The following is a 21,424-nucleotide window of genomic DNA, read 5'->3' as shown; positions in this document are numbered from 1 at the left end:
ATTGCCTTCCGCTTAATTCAGTATCGGATGCCTTTTGAAAGGTTGCTCCCGGTTGAACAGGTAACGGTAAGTAATGAGTCTCCGGCTTACACCGGCACCCAGGCTTTCCGCGATATTGATCATCTTAGGGTTGAAATCCCCTATCCACTGCATTTCATATTCCTCATAACCTAGTTTGTACTGGATGATCTTTGCACCTTCCATGATCATAAAAGCGTCTACCCCTTTCCCCTGGAACTCCGGCACCACGCCAAATACCAGGCCTGTGAATTTCTTACAGGCACCTATCATGCGGAGCCACACAAACTGCAATTTTTGCAGAAGGCCGAATTTGCCGTTCATGTGTTTGAAGTATTGGTTCAGGTCCGGGAGGTTGAGCCAGCAGGCAATTGGTTCATCCTTATAATAGGCAAACCACACGATCTTTTCATCCATGGCAGGTTTCATGGTTTTAAAGATGAGGTAGGCCTGCTCTTTGGTGATGTCTTTTCCTCCGCCATGGCTGGCCCAGGCTTTATTGTAAATGATGCTGAAATCAGTGGCAAACTTTTGCAGCTGGTCTTTTCTGATATGCCGGGCGGAGTAGTTGGGATCTTTAGCCAGCCTGTCGTGCCGCTCATAAAACTTCTCCTGCACCTGGTCTTTCACTTTCATGGCAAAGCAGGATTGGTTAAAGAACAGCTGGAAGCCATAGGCTTCAAATAATTGCCGGTAGTAGGGCGGGTTATAGTTCATGCCATAGGGCGGGTTCACAAATCCTTCCACCTGTAAACCCCACCAGCGGTCGCGGTCTCCGAAATTGATAGGGCCATCCATTGCTCCCATACCTTTCTCTGCAAGCCAGTTTTTTGCAGTATCAAACAGAAGATTGGCTGCCTCCTGGTTATTGATGCAGTCAAAAAAACCGATACCGCCTACAGGTTGTTCGTCTCCTTTCGTTTTATATTTCTTATTCACAAAAGCCGCGATACGCCCAATGAGCTGGCCTTTGCTGTCTTTTAGTATCCACCTGACGGCTTCACCAAAACGGAATGCTTTGTTGGTAGCAGGATCAAACACGGCATTGATATCCTTATCAAGTGGCCTGATCCAGCCTGCATGCGATCTGTTCAATACAACGTGTACATCCAGGAACTGCCGGGCTGTTTGTTCGTTATTTACAAGAATTAATTCCATCTGGTGCATTTGTGCAAAAATAAAAGTTAATATGAGACCGTTATAAGTGTCTAAAAAAATTGATCGTGAGCTTAATACAGATTTATCCCTTTAAAATTATCTCTCATCACAATTAACATTTTGTTACGAAATCCTCGTATAATTTTATGGAAAAGAGGATGAATTGCATCCAGTAGGGCAGCCAGTTAGTATACCAGAGAATTGTTAATCGTATTACGCAATTTCACACTTGTTCTATATCACACACTCATTGACCTATGTTTAGAAAAAAATGGTGGCTACTCGCCGCGCTGCTCGTTGTTTGCCTTGTAGTGGTTTACTACGTATTTGCCAATAAACCCGCTGGCATAGACATTACTGCAGAGGTAAAGAAAGGTAATTTCAAGGATATTGTTGTGAGCCCTGGAGAACTAATGGCCGAAAATACCGTCTACATTCAAGCCCCCAGCGGATTACAGTCTAATCAGATCTATGAAGAGATCAAGATCCAGGACATGGCCGCAGAAGGCATCACGGTAAAAGAAGGAGATTACATCGCGACCCTGGACCCCGCCATTGTCAATAAAAAGATCGGGGATGTGCAGCTGGAGCTGGACAGGGCCATTACTACGCTCTCCCAGACTTCCCTTGATACTACCCTTCAGATGCGGGAATCAAGAGATGCCATCACCAACCTCAAATTCCAGATGGACCAGAAAAGACTGGCGCTGGAACTGAGTAAATATGAACCGCCAGCCACCATCAAACAGGCGGAACTGGACCTGGAGAAAGCGCAGCGGGACCTTAACCAGCTGGGTGAAAAATACAAGATCCAGCAACGCCAGGCCTCTGCTAAAATGGACCAGGCCGGCCGGGAAGTAAAACGTAAACAGGAGCAGGTAGCCAACCTGGTAGAGCTGCGTGATAAATTCAGGATCACCGCACCCAAAAACGGACTGCTGGTTTATATCATAGATTATAGTGCAGGTGGAAAGAAAAAAGCAGGTTCTGCCATCCGTTCCTGGGACCCCCGCCTGGCCATGTTGCCAGACCTTTCCAGTATGATGTCTAAAACCTATATCAATGAGGTAGACATCAGTAAGATCAAAAAAGAACAAAAAGTTACCATGGGGCTGGATGCCTTCCCGGCTGTAAAACTGAGCGGTATTGTTACTTCTGTGGCCAATATTGGTGAAAACCGCCCTGGTTCCAACGCCAAAGTATTTGAAGTATTGATCAAACTGGAAAAAGTGGATTCCATCCTCAAACCCGGGATGACCACTTCCAATAATATCCTCATCAACGAAGTGCCCAATAAGATCATCATTCCACTGGAAGCGGTGTTCAGCGAAAAGGTGGGGGACAAAACACACAGTTTTGTTTACCAGCGGAGAGGTAATAGCATTGAAAAAAGAGAAGTGAAACTGGGCAAAAGCAATGATGAAGAAGTGATCGTGGAAAAAGGCCTGGAAGCAGGAGATAAAGTGTTGATGGCCGAACCTGCCTCTGCAAAAGATAGTAAAATCGTTCTCCTTAAATAACCCGAAAACCAGTCACATGCAAAAATTATGGGGAGCCCGTAATATGAACAATCTCACCATTGCGCTGGATTCGCTCGTGGCCAACAGGCTGCGGTCCTTTCTCACCGCATTGGGCATCATCTTTGGCGTAGGCGCTGTGATAGCCATGCTGGCCATCGGAAGAGGAGCCAAAGAAGAGATCATGAACCAGATGAAACTGGTAGGGGTAAATAACATTGTGATCAAACCTGCGGAGATAAAAAAGGAAGAGGATGAAGGAGGGCAGAAACCGAAAGCACAGGAGAGTGATGATAAAACCAAATTCTCAAAAGGCCTCAGCCTGCAGGATGCACACAGTATTCAAAGGATGCTGAGCACGGTAGATGCCATCAGCCCGGAGATGTTCATTGAACACGATGTTATCTACAACGGAAAAAGTAAACGTTTGAAAATGGTAGGTGTGGAGCCTGCATTTTTTTCACTGAATAACATTGGTCTTTCCCAGGGAAAGATGTTTAATGAAACACAGCTGACAGGAGGGGAAGGCGTATGTATCATCGGCGCAGGTGTGAAAAGAAAATTCTTTATCTCTGAAGATCCCATTGGCAAGTCACTGAAATGCGGTGCGCAATGGCTGAAGGTGATCGCTGTAACAGATGAAAAGCTGATCAGCAGTGCTACAAAGGAAAACCTGGGGATCCGTGATTACAACATGGATATTTATGTACCTATTCAAACCACGCTGGTAAGATATAAGAATCCTGCCATCCGCATTGAACACCGCAGCTGGTTTGAAGATGATGGAGGAAATAATAACAACGATGGTGGAAGTTCAAATGCCACGCATCAACTGGATCAGCTGATCGTGAAAGTACATCAGCCTGAACAGCTCACAGAATCTGCGGGGATCATCAGCCGCATGCTGAAACGCAGGCATAGTGATGTAATGGATTTTGAAGTGACCATTCCGGAACAATTACTGAAGCAGCAGCAGAAAACAAAAGATGTATTTAATATCGTACTCAGTGCCATTGCCGGGATCTCCCTGCTGGTAGGCGGTATTGGTATCATGAACATTATGCTGGCTTCTGTACTGGAACGTACAAAAGAGATAGGGATCCGCATGGCATTAGGTGCGCAGAAGAGAGACATTGTGATGCAGTTCCTGTTTGAAGCAGTGCTGATCAGTCTTTGCGGAGGTGTGATCGGTATCCTGCTGGGCGTGCTCGGCGCTTACATTGTAGATAAAGTGGCCGATATCAAAACCATCATTTCCGCTATTTCCATCTTATTATCTTTTGTACTGGCCTCTTCTGTAGGATTGATCTTTGGGATCTCTCCGGCACGGAAAGCGGCTAACCAGAACCCAATTGAATGTTTACGCCATGCTTAGATTAAAGTTTTTATCAGCCTGCATCCTGTGCAGTGCTTCTATTTCTATATGTTCTGCGCAGCAATCCCTTGTACTGAATGATGTGATAGGCATTGCGCAGAAAAGTTCCCCTTCCTATTACCGTGCTCAAAGCAGGGCTTTGAATTCGATGTATGCCTACCGTTATTTCAGATCAGGCCAGATGCCGCAACTGGTATTGGGTATAGATAATTACAGCAGCTTTTTGGGTGAAACAGTAGAAGTACAACAACCTAACGGCCCCAGCGAATTCCGCCGCCGTTCTACTTCTGTTACTTCACTGGGCCTGGGTTTGCGTCAACAGGTACCCTGGACGGGCGGTACGTTTTCTTTTCGTTCTGATCTTACCCGGAACGATCAGTTCTCCCCGGAAAGCAAGAAGTCATTCCTGGCCACCCCTTTCTCTATCAGGTATGATCAGCCTTCGATCATGTACAATGCTTACCGCTGGGCACAAAAGATCTCTCCTGTATTGTATGAAGAAAGTAAACGCCAGTACATTGAAGACCTGGAAAGGGTAGCGCTGGATGCTTCTGATTATTTCTTCAGGGCATTGGGCGCACAGGTGCAGGTGAAGATCCTGCAACTGAATGTGGAGAATACGGATACGCTGTATAAAATTTCCAAAGGCCGTTACGACCTTGGTAAAATTGCAGAGAACGAATTGCTGCAGATTGAGCTGAGCTTACTCAATGCACGCAATAACCTTGATCAGGCGATCATATCAAAAGAGGTGGCTTACCAGGAGCTGAAACGTTTTTTGAACATGCCGAAAGATGCAGAAATAGCCCTGGTGGCGCCAAATACTATTCCTTTGTTTGATGTGCCGCTGGATAAAGCATCGGCAGAAGCCAGTACTAACCGCCAGGCCGTATTGAGTTTCAGAAGAAGAAGGCTGGAAGCGGAACAAAGTGTGGCACAGGCAAGAGGAAGTAACGGATATGAGTTTAACCTGGGTGCAACACTGGGCCGTTCCAACAACGATATATTACTGAAGAATGCTTATTCAGGTGGTGATGTACAACAAAATCTGTCTGTAGGCGTTTCTATTCCTATCATGGATTGGGGCCGTGCCCGTAACAGGGTCCGTCAGGCTAAGGCCAACCGCGATCTTGCAGAGATTGATATCCAGCAGGATGAAAGGATCTTTGAACAGGAGATCTACCTGCAAACGCAACAGTTCAATATCCAGAAAAGATTAGTGGCGAGTGCTGCCAAAGCAGATACCATTGCGCAACTGCGGTATGAGATCACCAAACAGCGTTATCTCATTGGCAAGATCTCTATTACAGACCTGAACCTTGCACAGCAGGAGAAGGACCAGAACAGCCGCGGATACATCAGTGCGCTGCTTTCTTTCTGGAATGCCTACTACACGGTACGCAGGTTAACACTGTATGATTTTGAAAAGAATGAAAAGATAAAGTACGAGTATAACGAAAAGTAATTTTCTCCAGGTGTGATCAGTGCCGGGTTTCGCAGGAAATCCGGCATTATTTTTTCTATACAGAGTGTATGAGTCAAAGATGGATCATCCCTGTTATGTGCGGCTTTATGGTCATAATCCTCGCGGTCAGCGCTTACAGGGATCGCAGGGCAGTATCTAAAGTACTTCGGGAAAACGAGCGCCTTATCAATGAGAACAGGGACCTGCAGAACAGGTTAACCCTGAGCAGCCGCACTGCACAGCAGATTGCGGACCGGAAAGATATGCAGCACCAGGTGGAAGGGAAGTTTGTGGACAGGCGGGAGTATTTCCGCAAAAACTGGAAACAGTATATCTCTGTGAATACGGGCGATTATAAGACAGGATTCCTGGGAGGCATTAAGGACCTCCAGATCACGGTGCGGAATCAAACGGAATATCCTTTGGACAATGCAGTGGTGAAAGTGGAGTATCTCCGGGGTAACGGGAATGTGTTCAAAACAGAGAATTATACCGTGCATAATATCCCGGAGAAGGGGGCACAGTCTGTTCAGGCTTCCAATAGCCGGAAGGGAGTGAAGGTGAATATCAAACTGGTGAGTGTAACCAGCCAGCCCTTGAATTTCTGCTGGTCTGTGGATAAGAAAGCGGCGGTGAATGATCCGGATCCCTGGGCTTGTGTGCCAACGAAGTGATGGCCGTTTTGGCCGGAATTGCCGGATTTGACCGGAAATCCTGAGGCATCTATGGCTCAACCATGAGACAACCCCGGGTTTACTACGGGGCAACAGGCTTTTTAGGGGGTAATTAAGATGGCAGAGCGCTGTTTTTTGACAGGTACCCGGGTTGCTATTTGGAAATTTTTGTTGCCTTGATAAATTTTTGCACCCAAAGGGGAAGGCGTTTAGCAGTAAATATGATCTCCCCTTTTTCCCAATAAAAAACCTTCTCTGGAATACGCATTGTATTATCCCCGGGAATGGCATTATCATATAAGGTTACGGAATCAAATTCCTTAAAATATCTGCATAGGTTAGCATGTCCAGCCTTAAAATTATAGATGATAGCATCTTCAGGTACTTTATGACCACCGGCCTTTACTCTTATTGATACCCGCTGAATACATTCTTCTATGGAATTAATACCTATGAATACCAAATTTATCCGGTATCCTGCAGCTTTAAATGCTCTCATGGAATATAAAGGGTCTTCAGAGCTGAAGTTTGTTTCAAAAGCAAAATTTCCATTTGCGGCTATAGCTTTCTCCTTAGCTGATTTGAAAATATCCTCATTAACAAAATTGTCCAGCACATCACTGCCTGTTTCAGGAAACTTTGCTTTGAGTGCAGCCATATGCTTATCTCCATCAAATACCTCAAAATCAGTGGTCGTCAATTCAGCTGAAAAAAGGCTTTTCCCTGCCCCATTAGGACCTGCTACGATGAACAATTGGGGCATAAACTATTTTAACTGGCGTAAAACAGTCTCATTGGAGGTGTTACGGCTTTGACGAATGAGGAATGTTCTGCCATCAGGATATTCATGAATGAACTCGTTGGGACGTTTACATCTCTGATCTTTGTATACAACCGGAATATCCTTGCGGGCATGGCTTCGCAATGTTCTTTTCAACACTGATTTGAGTCGTGCTTCAAGACTAGGGGTTGGGGCAGCTGCTGTATGAATTGCTTTCCTGGCCATAACTGATATCTTAGACTATTGCAAAAGTAACAATTATTCCGCAAAACTACTTCTGCCTCTACTCTCGCTTTGGCTGTCGCTTTGTAAATTGGAATGATGTTACTTTGCAATCTTCCTTTACCGTTTACTTTTCAATTCTACTTTCCCTACCTCAGACCCATCATCCTTCAACATTACCAGTTTCAGGTCTTTCTGCGTAGCATGCACTTTGATCAGGGTGCGGTTACCATCTTTTGGCCCTCCGCCGATCACAATCGGGTAGGAGTGTTGCCCTGGAACAGGCTGATGGATCCCAAACCTGTGTGTGTGCCCTGCCAGGAACAGGTCTATCTTATTAGCTTCAAAGATAGGCCCGAAGTGTTTCCTGCATTCCATCGGCCCATGCCAGTCCCCGGAATAATAATGGGGAATATGCATCATCACCACCCGGAACTTCGCCTTTTTGAAGGCTGGGGTTTTCACAATCTCCTTTAAGCGCTCAGCCTGTTCTATCCGGTATTGGTCGAAATTCACGATACCGGCATATACGGGATGGGTGTCTTCTTTATCTTCCCCGGTATCCAGCACTGTAAAATGTACCGGTCCCCAGGTTTGCGCAAAGGCATAGTTCCCATCGAAGTAGTTTCCCAGCTCCCGGCGGAATTTACCGCGGGTTTCATGGTTGCCCCTGGTGAAAATGAAGGGTTTAACGGAGGCGAAGGAATCCCCTGCAGGGATCAGCAGGTGATCAATGATCTGCTGCTCATCTTCCTGGTAATCAAATATATCGCCATTAAAGAACACAAAGTCGTAAGGGTCTTTGTTCAGCCCCATCAGGTGCGGAATGCTTTTCGGGCGGTCGTGAATATCGTTCATCACCAGCCAGGAAACCTCTTTGGGATTGGCTTCCGGGGTTTTGAAACTGAAGGTATCGGAACTGATGGTTTCCCCGTAAGTGAGTTTATACGGCTGAAACTCCGTGATCTCTTTGGATTTGATCTGGTAGTAATAGGTGGTATTGGGCTTGAGTTTCTCCAGCCGGATGCGGTGGATCCGGTCGTAAGCATCTACCAGCCCTTCTTTGGAATTGTTGGCGGTGGTGCCTAAAGCAGCTGTTTCCCCGAATTCCACCCAGCTGTAGCATTGTTTATTGCTCAGCCACATAATGGTCATGCCGGTGGGGGCAGGGTTTTGCAGGTAAGGAGGGCAGAGGAATTTGTGCTCTCCTGCCAGCGGTGCTTCTACAAAACTGGCAGCAGCTTTGGCAACAGGGGCCAGGCCAACGGCACTCAGGATCCCTGCTTTTGTGATGGAGCCGAGAAAGTCCCGGCGGTCTAATGCTTGCTTATCATTCATGCTAAAGAGTTTGGAGGACGCTAAATTAATCAGCGGGACTTACATATTATAACTAATTGATCAGGCTTAACAATTTGGCCAAAACTGACGAAAATCACCCCAAAACCTGCCGGCATAATTTTGGGTTTTAGGCATCAATGATTACCTTTGCGCGAATTTTGCGTAAGCACACAATTACTTGCATTCTATAAACTTCTAAGAAATATGCCTAACACAGGTAAGATCAAACAAATCATCGGTCCCGTTGTGGACGTGCATTTTGAAGGAACATTGCCAGAAATTTATAACGCCCTTGAACTGACTCGGGACAATGGCCAGAAAGTGGTGCTGGAGGTTCAGCAACACCTGGGAGAGGACAGTGTTCGTACAGTAGCGATGGACTCTACAGATGGTCTGGTTCGCGGTATGGCCGTAACTGACAAAGGTTTCCCTATCAAAATGCCTACTGGTGACGCCATTAAAGGCCGTTTGTTCAATGTGGTAGGTGAAGCGATTGATGGTCTGGGTCAGCTGGACACTACCAATGGTGCTCCTATCCACCGTCAGCCTCCCCGTTTTGAGGACCTGGCTACCGATACAGAAGTACTGTTCACCGGTATCAAGGTAATTGACCTGATCGAGCCTTATGCAAAAGGTGGTAAGATCGGTTTGTTTGGTGGTGCGGGTGTAGGTAAAACCGTATTGATCCAGGAGCTGATCAACAACATCGCGAAAGGTCACGATGGTTTGTCTGTATTTGCCGGCGTGGGTGAGCGTACACGTGAAGGTAATGACCTGATGCGTGAGATGATCGAGGCAGGTATTGTGAAATATGGCGAAAAATTCAAAGAATCCATGGAGCATGGCGGATGGGATCTGGCATCAGTTGATATGAATGAACTGAAGAACTCCCAATCCACCTTTATCTTTGGTCAGATGAACGAACCTCCGGGTGCACGTGCGCGTGTTGCCTTGTCAGGTTTGACCATGGCTGAATACTTCCGGGATGGTGATGGCACTGCCGGCGGCGGTAAGGACATCCTGTTCTTCGTAGATAATATCTTCCGTTTCACACAAGCTGGTTCTGAAGTATCCGCGCTGTTAGGCCGTATGCCTTCAGCGGTAGGTTACCAACCAACCCTGGCTACTGAGATGGGTCTGATGCAAGAGCGTATCACTTCTACCAAAAACGGTTCAATTACCTCCGTACAGGCGGTATATGTACCTGCGGATGACTTGACTGACCCGGCTCCTGCAACTACCTTCTCCCACCTTGACGCTACTACCGTACTTTCCCGTAAGATCTCCGATAAAGGTATCTATCCGGCTGTGGATCCACTGGATTCTACCAGCCGTATCCTGAGCCCTTCTATCGTTGGGGAATCTCACTATAACTGCGCACAAAGGGTTAAAATGATCCTGCAACGCTATAAAGAACTGCAGGATATTATTGCTATCCTTGGTATGGACGAGTTGAGCGATGAGGATAAACTGACGGTATCACGCGCACGCCGTGTGGAACGTTTCCTGAGCCAGCCTTTCCACGTGGCAGAGCAGTTCACCGGTCTGAAAGGTGTACTGGTTCCGATCGAAGAAACCATCCGTGGTTTTAACATGATCATGGACGGTGAAGTGGATGAATATCCTGAAGCAGCTTTCAACCTGGTAGGATCTATCGATGATGCTATCGAAAAAGGTAAGAAACTGCTGGCAGCGGCTACCAAGTAAGGTTCACTCAAAAACTAGAAACATGTTATTGGAAATATTAACACCGGAAAAAAAGCTGTACACAGGTGAAGTATATGGCATCCAGCTGCCGGGAGTAGATGGTTCTTTTGAGGTATTGGACCGTCACGCTCCTTTGATCGCTGCCCTGGGTAAGGGTAAGATGAAGGTGCTGAAAGATAAGAGCCAGGCTTCGCATTACACGATAGACGGCGGCTTTGTAGAGGTGTTGAACAATAAGGCTACTGTGCTGGTTGAAGGCGCTGTTGCGTTTTAAAACGCTGTTTAAGAAGCATATTATATTGGAACGTCCTCCGGGTGATCGGAGGACGTTTTTTTTAGGCAATGCCCTGCGGGGGGCTTTTTTGAAATAAGAAAACCGCCTGCGGCTGGCTTTGAAAAGCTATCCTGGCATTGAACTAGTTTTAAAAAGCTGCCCGTAGGGCAGCTTTAAAGGGAAAACACGGCAGGTTAAAAACGCCCCAGCTTTGACATGTCTTAAAATATAAAAAGGCCACCCACAGGGCAGCTTTAAAAGAAAAACACCCCCGCATCCTGCAGGTTAAAACGCCCCAGCTTGACATGTCTTAAAATAAAAAAGCCACCCCGCAGGGCAGCTTTGGTATATGTATTCACAGCTTTCTCAGTTCAATGTTGGATCTATCGGGAAATTAGCCATCATGGCAAAATTGTTCCCCATTCGCCGCAAAGCCTGCCGCCAGATCTCCTGATCATTCTCCAGGAACAGGATAGGCGTATTCACAGAGGATAAGATCCAGCTCTTTTCGTTCATCTCACCTTCCAGCTGCCCACTGCTCCAGCCGGAATACCCTACAAAGAATTTGATCTTCTGAAGGTCCAGCTGCTGGGAATTCACCAGGTTCACCACCGCATCAAAATCACCTCCCCAGAAAATACCGGGAAATACTTCAAAGCCTCCCTCTATGAGATCAGGCATCTGGTGAATAAAGTGAATAGTATCCATTTGAACGGGGCCGCCGAGATAAACGGGGATGTTGGGGACAAAGACATTGGAGATAAGATCGTCCAGCTTCTGGTCAAACTGCTTGTTCACCACAAAGCCGAAACTCCCTTCTTCCTGATGTTCGCAGAGCAGGATCACTGTTCTGGCGAAATTCGGATCTTTCAGAAAGGGGTCCGCGATCAACAATATGCCTGGCGCAAGTGTATCCATACCTATTTCCTTAAGCTCTAACCAAATTTAACCAACAAAATGCAAACCGGGCGTTATTTTTTAGGTAAGAAAGGGGTAAAAAAGTAAAAGGGACCTAGACAGATCCCTTACCATTTTATCAACCAAAATCTAAATCGCTTATGGAACGAATCCACATCGATGTATGTAGAAAGTTTATTAGCTTGTTTATATGTTATCTTACGTATCAAATTTGGTACCAGATAACGATGCAAAGTTATGGAAACTGACAGCAATTACAGTAATAATTCCCCGTTAAAATTACGTTAAAGTAATGTTTTTTATCAGGTGTTAGGCCGGATAAGGCTTTCAGGGGTTTAATTTTGTATCATGGTTGCTATAGCAATTAGTTTGAAAGGGGTGGATTTTGCCTATATTTATCGTTTATTTGAAGCTAACATGTTGCCACTTAGAAAGATATTTCCTGTTATAATTGCACTCATCACGCTGTCCCTGTTGGGGATTATCTACATTCAGTACAGTTGGATCAACAGTGCCGCCCACATCAAGAAAGAAGAAAAGGAACAGAAAATGTCCGAAGCAGTGGACCAGGTGGCCAAAGAAATGATGGAACGCCTCTCTGTTCCTATCAATCACAGCCGCATTCAATTACAGCGCTTTAAACAGGAAGGCTCTTCCAGTGGCCTGGGCCTGCCTCCGATTAATAACAACGACCGGCTTTTCCGTACTAACGAACCGGTAAGCGTGCTCTTTGACCCCAAGGAAGTAACGGACATGCTGAAGAACGCCATGAAGGACAGGAAGCTGGATACCGTGTTTGAATTCGGTATCGTGGAGAATGGGTACTACCAACTGGTATCTCCCGGTTTCACGGAACGCCTGGCCAAAAGCAGTGAAGACTCTGCGTTGTATCATCAGTTCATTGCCTCACTCGCTTACAACGCTATTCCTATTACCCCGGAATCGGGACAGCTATATGTTTTTGTTCCTTCCTCCAGTTTCAAAGTGTTTAAATACATGGGCTGGATGATCTCCGGCGGGATCTTGTTCACGGCCATCATTGTTACTGCCTTCGCCTTAACTATCCGTACCATGCTGGGCCAGAAAAAACTTTCCGAGATCAAAGGGGATTTCATCAACAACATGACGCATGAGCTGAAAACCCCGCTGGCAACCATTTCCCTGGCTATCGATGCTATCGGGAATGAAAAAGTAATGGATAACAAGGACAAGATCCGCTACTTCTCCGGCATCATCAAAGAAGAGAATAAACGCATGAACAAACAGGTTGAATCCATCCTGCAATCTGCTTTACTCGAGAAAGATGAACTGTCGCTCAACCTGCAACCCATAGATGTACATCAGCTGATTTCCAGTACGGTAGAGAACCTGCAGTTACAACTGGATGGCAAGAATGGTAAAGTGCATCTGCAACTGAATGCACATCAGCCTATTATCAAAGCAGATGAAGTACACTTTTCCAACCTCATCTTCAACCTTTTAGATAACGCTATCAAATACTCGAAAGACAACCTGGAAGTGAGGATATCTACTACCAATACACGAAAGAACCTGGTGATCTCCATCGCGGATAATGGTATTGGTATGAGCAGGGATACTGTGAACAGGATTTTCGAGAAGTTCTACCGCGCACATACAGGCAATGTACATAACGTAAAAGGCTTCGGGCTTGGACTGAGTTATGTGAAGGCGATCGTGGATGCACACAAGGGAAAGATCAGGGTAGAAAGTATACTGGGAAAGGGCAGCCGCTTTACATTGGAGTTTCCACAGGACTAAAAAACCTTCTATCTTTGTAAGAGTAAAAGAAACAATGCTGTCAGAAAAAGAATTGTCAAGATATAAGCATCCCATTGCCGTACCTGGTATGGGAATCAATATGCAGGAGAAATTAAAAACTGCCCGTATCCTGGTGATCGGCGCAGGAGGGCTGGGCAGCCCTGTGATACAATACCTCAGCGCAGCAGGCGTTGGCGTGATCGGTATCGCGGACTATGGTGTGATACTGGAAGAAGACCTGCACCGCCAGCCTTTGTATAATATGCAGGACCTTCGCAAACACAAAGCGAAGATGGCGGCCAGCAGATTGTTCTCCCTCAATCCCTGGAACAAACATTACCCTTTCCTCTTACAGGTAAAACCTGAAAACGCGAAACAGATCTTTGAAGGTTTCGACCTGATCATCGATTGTTCGCAACACCGCGCTACACACCAGATTGTGAATGATGCCTGCCTGCAAATGGATAAACCTTTTGTGGTGGCGGAAGTGCATAACTGGATCGCCTGGTGGGGAGGTTTCAATATGATGCAGGATAGCGGAGAGCGTTCTGCTTCTTACCGTTGCGGTGAAATGCTGGTAGATGATTTCAGGAATTTTGATGCCGGTGCATTGGGTTCAACGCATGGCGCCACGGCATTACTGATCGTGAATGAGATCATCAAATACCTGGCAGGTGTTCCCGGTCTTGCTGCCAGGATCCAGACCTTCAATTACCTGCATCAGAAATTTGAACTGAATGACCTGTATCCGGACCGTGCAGCTGTTGCAGCAGTGAAAGAGAGAGGTTTGCTCACAGCAGACGAGTATGGGCTCGAAATTGTGCCGGATGTGGAAGATTAAGCATGTCTCCTACCATCATATACATCATTGCGGGTTACATCCTGTTAATGATACTGGCTTACCTCATACAGGAGCGGTTTATTTTTAAACCGGAAAAGCTGCGGCCTGATTTTGAGTTCAGGTATGATCAGCCTTTTGAGGAATTGTTCTTTGAAGTGGCGCCCGGTGTACGTATCAATGGATTACATTTTAAAGTGGGAAAACCTAAAGGTATTCTCCTGTACTTCCACGGTAATTCCCGCAGTATTAAAGGCTGGGGGAAATATGCGAAAGACTTTACGCGTTACGGATATGATGTACTGATGGTAGACTACCGGGGTTTTGGAAAAAGTACCGGCAAACGAACAGAATCAGATCTGCTGAACGATTCACAGTTTGTATACGATACACTCCGTGCCCGGCATCCTGAAGATCATATTCTTGTATATGGCCGCAGCATCGGAAGCGGTTTTGCTACCAGGCTGGCCAGTGATAATACACCACGGTACCTGATCCTGGATGCGCCGTATTACAGTTTTGCCCGGGTAGTGAAAAGGTTTTTACCCATCCTGCCATTACGCTGGGTTTTAAGGTATCACCTGAGAACTGATCTTTGGATCAAAAAAGTAAAATGCCACACATACATTATACATGGCACCAAAGACATGCTGATCCCTATCCGCCACAGCGAACACTTGCAAAAGCTGAACCCGCGCAGGATCACACTCATCAGAATAGAAGGCGGGCGGCATAACAACCTGCCATCATTCCCTGAATATCACGCATTTATCAGGGACATCCTGCAGGAATAAAGAAAAGGTTTATGGATAAACTGAGCATGAAGAAGTACTTTAAGAAATTCGCGATATGGGCCATTGGTCTGTATCTGGTGGGAGGTATTGCTCTGTATTTCGTGCAGGATAAACTGCTCTTTCATCCTGAAGTACTGCCGGCGAATTATCAGTATAAATTTGATATCCCTTTCCAGGAAATACTTATTCCCGTTAATAAGAAAGTGAAACTCAGCGCGGTGCTGTTCAAAACTTCCGGCCGTGCCAGGGGCATGGTGCTGTACTTTCATGGCAATGCGAAAAATATCAACCGGTATGCGCCTTTGATGCCCAATTTTACCCGTAATGGCTATGATGTGCTGATATTGGATTACCGGGAGTTCGGGAAAAGTACGGGAGAATTAACGGAAGCAGCTTTGTATGAGGATGCTTTGCTGATGTACCGGGTGGCCCGTGCCCGTTTTGCACCCTGGCAGATTGTGTTGTACGGGAGATCTATTGGAACGGGGATTGCCGCACAACTGGCTTCCGTAAGGGATTGTAAACGGCTGATACTGGAAACACCCTATTATAACCTGGAAGATGTGGCTTTTTCTTCCGCACCCATTTACCCAGTGGGGATGATGCTGGATTATAAATTGCCTACCAATGAATTCCTTCCCAAGGTCACCGCGCCTATTACCATTTTTCATGGTACCAAGGATAACACGGTGCCCTATGAGTCCGGGAAAAAACTGGAGGAGTTTTTCAAAAAAGGAGATGAATTTGTTACCATCAGGGGCGGGCAGCATAATAACCTGAATGACTATCCGCTGTTCCATACCAAGCTGGATTCTGTGTTAAAGCAGTAGAGGCGGCAATGCTCATTCTGTGGCAGGGCATTTTCTTTTACCTGCCTGCGGTGGGCTTTTCAAAATGCGTTCTGCCGCAAAGCCTTAGCTAACTCACTCCGCCGACTTCAGTTTCACTTCTTTTTCTCCCACTTTCAATTCATGCTCTACCCCTAATTTCAGGGCAAAGTTCTGCTCCTGGTGGCCCAGGGGGAAATTAAAGCAAACCGGGTAATCAAATTCCTTCACCAGGTTATTGATGATCTCGTATTCCGTTTGGCCGAAGGGAGTCTCCATTTCACGGGCATCCGTGAAAGAACCGATCACCAGCCCGGCGAGTTTATCCAGCCAGCCGGCCCTTTTAAGGTTATACATCATACGGTCCACGTTATAGCGGTATTCGCCGATATCTTCCAGCACCAGGATCTTTCCTTTTGTGTCTACCTGGCTTTTGGAGCCGGATATATTGGCCAGCAGGGAAAGATTGCCACCTACCAGGGGGCCTTTTGCCTTCCCTTCCCGGTTCATTGCGTGAGGACTGCAGGAATATTGACTACGTTTGCCCATGAGCGTTTCCCGGAGGCTGTTCACATAAATATTGTCGCGGGTGGAAAGTGTGATGCCGCTGCACATGGTGGAATGGATGCTGGCAATGTTGTAACGCTGGTACAGGTGTGCATGCAGCGCAGTGATATCACTGTAACCACAAAGCCATTTAGGGTGTTTGCGGAAACGGGAAAAATTCAGGCGGTCCAGGATACAGATCATACCATATCCGCCACGTCCGAATATGATGGCTTTCATCTCTTTATCGTCCATCATATCCTGTAATTCTTCCAGCCGTAATTCATCCGGCGCGGAGAAATTGTGGAAGCTGGTACCTACGGTAATACCCAGGTGTACCCTGAATCCCCAGGATTCAATAACACTGGCGGCATACTCGGCGGCGAAGAGTTCCATTTTACTACTGGGGCATGTGATACCTATCAGGTCGCCTTTTTTCAGATAAGGGGGAATTTTGATCATTCTAATGCGCTTTAGTTTACCTTTGCTGATTCAGGAAGGTTGTATAGATTTAACATACTACCCGGTCAAAGTAAAGATAATTTCCGGAAGGATATAAGCAATATGAAACATTTTAACAGATACCTGGTTACAGCCGCCTTACCATACGCAAATGGTCCCGTTCATATCGGGCACCTGGCAGGATGTTATCTCCCGGCTGACATTTACGTCCGGTATTTAAGGGCAAAGAAAACAGACGTGAAATTCGTTTGCGGTACGGATGAACATGGCGTTCCCATTACCATCAAGGCCATGCAGGAGAATGTAAATCCACAGGACATTGTAGACAAATACCACGCAGTTATCAAGGAAAGTTTTGATGCCATGGGCATCTCTTTCGATATATTTTCCCGTACCTCCAACCAGGTACATCACCAGACCGCCGCTGATTTCTTTTCAAAAATGTATAATGACGGCCTTTTTGAAGAAAAGGAATCCGAACAATACTTTGATGAAATAAAACAGGTGTTCCTGGCAGACCGCTATATTATCGGCACCTGCCCTAATTGCGGTAACGACAGGGCATATGGCGACCAGTGCGAACGCTGCGGTACTTCCCTCAGCCCGGAAGAACTCATTAACCCACGTTCCGCACTCAGCGATGCCGTACCCGTGAAAAAGAAAACCAAACACTGGTACATGCCCCTTCAAAATTATGAACCCTGGCTGAAAGAATACATCATTGAAGGGCACCAGGAATGGAAGAATAACGTATATGGCCAATGTAAAAGCTGGCTGGATAGCGGCCTGCATAGCAGAGCCATGACGCGCGACAGTAACTGGGGTATCAAAGTGCCATTGAAAGATGCAGAAGGAAAAGTGCTGTACGTATGGTTTGATGCGCCTATCGGTTACATCTCTGCCACCAAAGAATTGACGGATCAATGGGCAGACTACTGGTGTAAAGAAGATACCCGCCTGGTCCATTTCATTGGTAAGGATAACATTGTGTTCCACTGTATCATTTTCCCCGCAATGCTCAAAGCACATGGCGGATTTGTGTTGCCGGACAATGTGCCTGCCAACGAGTTCCTGAACATTGAAGGAGAAAAAGTATCCACTTCCCGCAACTGGGCTGTATGGGTACATGACTATATCAAGGACTTCCCTGATCAGCAGGATATTCTGCGTTATGTGCTCTGCACTACTGCGCCTGAAACAAAGGATAATGACTTTACCTGGAAAGATTTCCAGGACCGCAATAACAATGAGCTGGTAGCTAACTTCGGCAACTTTGTGAATCGCACCATGGTGCTGATGCACAAACTTTGCGGCGGAAAAGTACCGGCTATGCATGCCGGCGTAAAAGATGCGGCAGACGATGCCATCTTTGCCATGCTGCAGGAAGCAAAAGCTAAGATCTCCGATTCCATCGAGAACTACCGTTTCCGCGATGCACTGAATGAAGTGATGAATGTGGCGCGGGAAGGGAACCGCTATTTGCAGGAAAAACAACCCTGGATCCTGGCAAAAACGCCGGAACTACAGGCAGAAAACCAGGAAAAGATCGATAACTGCCTGCACGTTTGCCTGCAGTTAACGGCTAACCTGGCAATCTTCATCAATCCTTTCCTGCCCTTCACCGCACAGAAGATCTGCCATATGCTGAAAGTGGTGGACAGGATACTGGAATGGGAAAACGCCGGCAGTATGAAACTGGTGAGTGTGGGATATTCCCTGCGTGCACCTGAATTGCTGTTTAAGAAAGTAGAAGATGACCAGGTGAAAGCCCAGGTGGATAAACTGCATGCAGGATTAAAGCAGTCTGCTGCTGCACAGACGCAGCAAACACCAACACCCGCTGTTCCTGTAAAAGAAGCAAAACCTGAAATTCAATACGATGATTTTGCGAAGCTGGAATTGAAAGTAGGAACGATCATCGCGGCGGAAAAAGTAGCGAAAGCTGATAAATTACTGAAACTCACCATAGACCTGGGTACAGAGCAGCGTACCGTGGTTTCCGGTATTGCCATGCATTATGCGCCGGAAGCGATAGTAGGCACACAGGTAACGCTGGTGGCCAACCTGGCCCCCCGGAAAATGAAAGGTATTGAAAGCCAGGGGATGATACTCATGGCAGAAGATAAAGACGGGCGTTTGGTATTTGTGAACCCTGCGGATGCTGTGGCTCCTGGGAGTGGCGTGAGTTGATCTTAATTTATTTGAAAATATAGAGCGCGCTGTTTTGTACCAGCGCGCTTTTTTTATGTATAAACCTGCATTCCTTCCACCGTACCTACGCAAAAAATGCTAAATTCAAGGATCAAAAGCTGGAAAACATGCAAAGAAGGATCAATAAAATAGCTGTGCTCGGTTCCGGTGTGATGGGCTCCCGGATTGCCTGTCATTTTGCCGGAATAGGTGTAAAAGTATTGTTGCTGGATATAGCGCCGAAAGAACCCAACGACGCTGAAAAGGCTAAAGGATTAACGGTAGAGCACCCGGCCGTAAAGAACCGGATTGTGAATGATGCGTTGCAGGCAGCCATCAAATCCAATCCCTCCCCGCTTTTTACTAAATCTGCTGCTCACCTCATCACCACCGGTAACTTTACCGATAACATGAAAGGCATTGCCGATTGTGACTGGGTGATAGAAGTTGTGGTAGAGAACCTGGACATCAAAAAGAAAGTATTCGAACAGGTGGAACAATTCCGGAAACCCGGTACCCTGATCACTTCCAATACATCCGGCATTCCCATTCACCTGATGGCAGAAGGCCGTAGCGAAGATTTTAAGAAACACTTCTGCGGTACACACTTCTTCAACCCGCCACGTTACCTGCGTTTGCTGGAGATCATACCCACTCCCCATACAGATCCCGCCATCGTGGATTTTCTGTTACATTACGGCGATCTGTATCTCGGAAAAACCACTGTACTCTGTAAAGACACGCCGGCTTTCATTGCCAACCGTGTTGGCGTATTCTCCATCATGGCCATCTTCCACATCATGCAGGAAATGGGATTGGGAATAGATGAAGTGGATGCACTGACAGGGCCGGTGATAGGAAGACCTAAATCTGCTACTTTCCGCACAGCGGATGTGGTAGGCATAGATACCCTCGTAAAGGTAGCCAAAGGAGTTGCGGATAACTGTCCGAATGACGAAGCGCGCAAGATCATGGAGATCCCGCCATTCCTGCAAAAGGTGGTGGAGAACAACTGGCTGGGCGATAAAACCGGGCAGGGCTTCTACAAAAAAACAAAAGGAGAAGGCGGCAAGGAGATCCTTACGCTGAACCTCCAGACCATGGAATACGGTCCCAAGCAAAAACCGAAGTTTGCCAGCATAGAAGCGGCCAAACCTATTGAGGACCTGAAACAAAGGATCAAAGCACTTGCAGCTGCATCAGATAAAGCAGGGCAATTCTACCAGCTTTTTCATGCACACCTGTTTTCCTATATCTCTAACCGCGTTCCTGAAATAGCAGACGATCTCTACAAAGTGGATGATGCCATGAAAGCAGGTTTCGGCTGGGAAATAGGCGCTTTTGAAACCTGGGACCTGCTGGGTATAGAAGCAGGCGCTAAAACGGTAACAGATAAAGGACTAACAGTAGCACCCTGGGTAGGAGAGATGCTGGCAGCCGGTGTGAAGCAATTCTACAAAATAGAGAATGGTAAAAAATATTATTACGACCTGGCCTCCAAAGGCTACAAGCAAATTCCCGGTTCGGATAGTTTCATCATCCTTGAAAACTATGCGGGTAATGTTGTATGGAAGAACAGCGCCTGCAATCTCTATGACCTGGGCGATGGTATCCTGAACATTGAATGGAAAACGAAAATGAATTCCATTGGCGGGGAAGTACTGGAAGGTTTACATAAAGCCATTGACCGCGCGGAGAAAGACTTCCGCGGACTGGTGATCGGTAATGACGGTACCAATTTCTCCGCAGGAGCCAATGTGGGCATGATCTTCATGCTGGCGGCTGAGCAGGAATATGATGAGCTGGATATGGCCATCCGCCTTTTCCAGAAAAGCACCATGCGCATCCGCTATTCTTCCATTCCCGTAGTGGTGGCTCCACACGGCCTTACTTTAGGGGGTGGTTGTGAAATGAGCATGCACGCAGATAAAGTACAGGCAGCTGCCGAAACCTATATTGGCCTGGTGGAATTGGGCGTAGGCCTGATCCCCGGTGGCGGCGGTACTAAGGAAATGACCCTCCGGGCTTCAGATGAATACAAAGAGGGATTGGTGGAGAACGTTGTGTTACAGGATAAGTTCCTGCTGATAGGTCAGGCAAAAGTGGCCACTTCTGCACAGGAAGCCATAGAGCTGGGTATTTTAAGACAGGGGATTGATAGCGTGAGCCTGAACCTGAGCCGTGTTATTGCAGATGCCAAGGAAAAAGCGATAGAACTGGCAGATGCAGGATATACCCGCCCTGTTGAAAGAACAGACATCAAAGTATTGGGCCGTTCTGCCCTGGGCGCTATGTTCGCTGGTATCAACGGTATGAAAACCGGCAACTACATCTCCGATTACGATGTTAAAATTGCCCAGAAACTGGCTTATGTGATGTGCGGCGGAGATTTAACAGAAGCTTCACTTGTGAGCGAACAATACTTGCTGGACCTGGAAAGAGAGGCTTTCCTGAGCCTTTGCGGAGAGCGCAAAACCCTTGAAAGATTACAAAGTATGCTCAAAACAGGCAAACCACTCAGGAATTAATTATATATTGCAT

18 protein-coding genes are annotated in these 21,424 nt (G+C 46.7%); 12 read left to right on the top strand and 6 right to left on the bottom strand.

Going from position 1 to position 21,424, the window contains the following annotated elements:
- Positions 1 to 12: 12 nt before the first annotated feature.
- Entirely contained in the window at positions 13 to 1,176 is a 1,164-nt protein-coding gene (locus AAHN97_RS20605; RefSeq protein WP_343303974.1) for a hypothetical protein, read from the bottom strand.
- Between the two features lie 257 nt (positions 1,177 to 1,433).
- Between AAHN97_RS20605 and AAHN97_RS20600 the strand changes: the two genes are divergently transcribed.
- From AAHN97_RS20600 to AAHN97_RS20585, 4 genes are all read left to right on the top strand, one after another.
- Positions 1,434 to 2,696 (top strand): efflux RND transporter periplasmic adaptor subunit, encoded by a 1,263-nt coding sequence (locus tag AAHN97_RS20600; protein ID WP_343303973.1) that lies wholly within the window; start codon positions 1,434 to 1,436, stop codon positions 2,694 to 2,696.
- A 16-nt stretch (positions 2,697 to 2,712) separates the two neighbouring features.
- On the top strand, positions 2,713 to 4,068 hold the full coding sequence (locus AAHN97_RS20595) for an ABC transporter permease (RefSeq protein WP_343303972.1): 1,356 nt from the start codon (positions 2,713 to 2,715) through the stop codon (positions 4,066 to 4,068).
- A complete protein-coding gene (locus AAHN97_RS20590) occupies positions 4,061 to 5,533 on the top strand; it encodes a TolC family protein (protein ID WP_343303971.1) in 1,473 nt (490 codons plus the stop codon). Before AAHN97_RS20595 ends, AAHN97_RS20590 begins: the two co-directional genes overlap by 8 nt.
- 68 nt (positions 5,534 to 5,601) lie before the next feature.
- Positions 5,602 to 6,207, top strand: coding sequence for a hypothetical protein (locus AAHN97_RS20585; protein ID WP_343303970.1), 606 nt, complete (start codon positions 5,602 to 5,604; stop codon positions 6,205 to 6,207).
- A 154-nt stretch (positions 6,208 to 6,361) separates the two neighbouring features.
- On the opposite strand, the gene AAHN97_RS20580 is transcribed toward AAHN97_RS20585, so the two are convergent.
- The 3 genes from AAHN97_RS20580 to AAHN97_RS20570 all read right to left on the bottom strand — a co-directional run bounded on the left by AAHN97_RS20580 (position 6,362) and on the right by AAHN97_RS20570 (position 8,548).
- Positions 6,362 to 6,970, bottom strand: a complete 609-nt coding sequence (locus AAHN97_RS20580; RefSeq protein ID WP_343303969.1) for a zeta toxin family protein — start codon at positions 6,968 to 6,970, stop codon at positions 6,362 to 6,364.
- Positions 6,971 to 6,973: 3 nt separating this feature from the next.
- Positions 6,974 to 7,213 (bottom strand): hypothetical protein, encoded by a 240-nt coding sequence (locus tag AAHN97_RS20575; protein WP_343303968.1) that lies wholly within the window; start codon positions 7,211 to 7,213, stop codon positions 6,974 to 6,976.
- 117 nt (positions 7,214 to 7,330) lie between these two features.
- Positions 7,331 to 8,548 (bottom strand): metallophosphoesterase family protein, encoded by a 1,218-nt coding sequence (locus AAHN97_RS20570; RefSeq protein WP_343303967.1) that lies wholly within the window; start codon positions 8,546 to 8,548, stop codon positions 7,331 to 7,333.
- 204 nt (positions 8,549 to 8,752) lie between these two features.
- Here AAHN97_RS20570 and atpD point away from each other — a divergent pair, with 204 nt between their 5' ends.
- Positions 8,753 to 10,255 carry a F0F1 ATP synthase subunit beta gene (atpD, locus tag AAHN97_RS20565; RefSeq protein ID WP_074242410.1) on the top strand — a complete coding sequence of 501 codons (1,503 nt, stop codon included), beginning with the start codon at positions 8,753 to 8,755 and terminating at the stop codon, positions 10,253 to 10,255.
- A gap of 22 nt (positions 10,256 to 10,277) precedes the next feature.
- On the top strand, positions 10,278 to 10,529 hold the full coding sequence (atpC, locus tag AAHN97_RS20560; protein WP_343303966.1) for an ATP synthase F1 subunit epsilon: 252 nt from the start codon (positions 10,278 to 10,280) through the stop codon (positions 10,527 to 10,529).
- A gap of 366 nt (positions 10,530 to 10,895) precedes the next feature.
- Here the strand turns inward: atpC and AAHN97_RS20555 are convergent, their stop codons facing one another.
- Positions 10,896 to 11,447 carry a YqgE/AlgH family protein gene (locus AAHN97_RS20555; RefSeq protein ID WP_343303965.1) on the bottom strand — a complete coding sequence of 184 codons (552 nt, stop codon included), beginning with the start codon at positions 11,445 to 11,447 and terminating at the stop codon, positions 10,896 to 10,898.
- A gap of 348 nt (positions 11,448 to 11,795) precedes the next feature.
- On the opposite strand from AAHN97_RS20555, the gene AAHN97_RS20550 reads away from it, so the two are divergent.
- From AAHN97_RS20550 to AAHN97_RS20535, 4 genes are read left to right on the top strand one after another with little or no spacing between them, the layout of a single operon-like run.
- Complete coding sequence (locus AAHN97_RS20550) at positions 11,796 to 13,226, top strand: sensor histidine kinase (RefSeq protein ID WP_343303964.1); 1,431 nt, start codon at positions 11,796 to 11,798, stop codon at positions 13,224 to 13,226.
- A 34-nt stretch (positions 13,227 to 13,260) separates the two neighbouring features.
- Positions 13,261 to 14,067, top strand: coding sequence for a HesA/MoeB/ThiF family protein (locus AAHN97_RS20545; RefSeq protein WP_343303963.1), 807 nt, complete (start codon positions 13,261 to 13,263; stop codon positions 14,065 to 14,067).
- Positions 14,068 to 14,069: 2 nt separating this feature from the next.
- Entirely contained in the window at positions 14,070 to 14,858 is a 789-nt protein-coding gene (locus tag AAHN97_RS20540; RefSeq protein WP_343303962.1) for an alpha/beta hydrolase, read from the top strand.
- Positions 14,859 to 14,869: 11 nt separating this feature from the next.
- Positions 14,870 to 15,688, top strand: coding sequence for an alpha/beta hydrolase (locus AAHN97_RS20535; protein ID WP_343303961.1), 819 nt, complete (start codon positions 14,870 to 14,872; stop codon positions 15,686 to 15,688).
- A 93-nt stretch (positions 15,689 to 15,781) separates the two neighbouring features.
- Here the strand turns inward: AAHN97_RS20535 and AAHN97_RS20530 are convergent, their stop codons facing one another.
- Positions 15,782 to 16,693, bottom strand: a complete 912-nt coding sequence (locus AAHN97_RS20530) for a S66 peptidase family protein (RefSeq protein WP_343303959.1) — start codon at positions 16,691 to 16,693, stop codon at positions 15,782 to 15,784.
- A gap of 102 nt (positions 16,694 to 16,795) precedes the next feature.
- Between AAHN97_RS20530 and metG the strand changes: the two genes are divergently transcribed.
- Entirely contained in the window at positions 16,796 to 18,883 is a 2,088-nt protein-coding gene (gene metG / locus AAHN97_RS20525) for a methionine--tRNA ligase (RefSeq protein WP_430516950.1), read from the top strand.
- A 155-nt stretch (positions 18,884 to 19,038) separates the two neighbouring features.
- Positions 19,039 to 21,411 carry a 3-hydroxyacyl-CoA dehydrogenase/enoyl-CoA hydratase family protein gene (locus AAHN97_RS20520; protein ID WP_430516968.1) on the top strand — a complete coding sequence of 791 codons (2,373 nt, stop codon included), beginning with the start codon at positions 19,039 to 19,041 and terminating at the stop codon, positions 21,409 to 21,411.
- The last annotated feature ends 13 nt before the right edge of the window (positions 21,412 to 21,424 follow it).

The organism is Chitinophaga niabensis (assembly GCF_039545795.1).
Taxonomy (GTDB): Bacteria; Bacteroidota; Bacteroidia; order Chitinophagales; family Chitinophagaceae; genus Chitinophaga; species Chitinophaga niabensis_B.
This window is presented reverse-complemented; position numbering and strand designations above follow the sequence as displayed.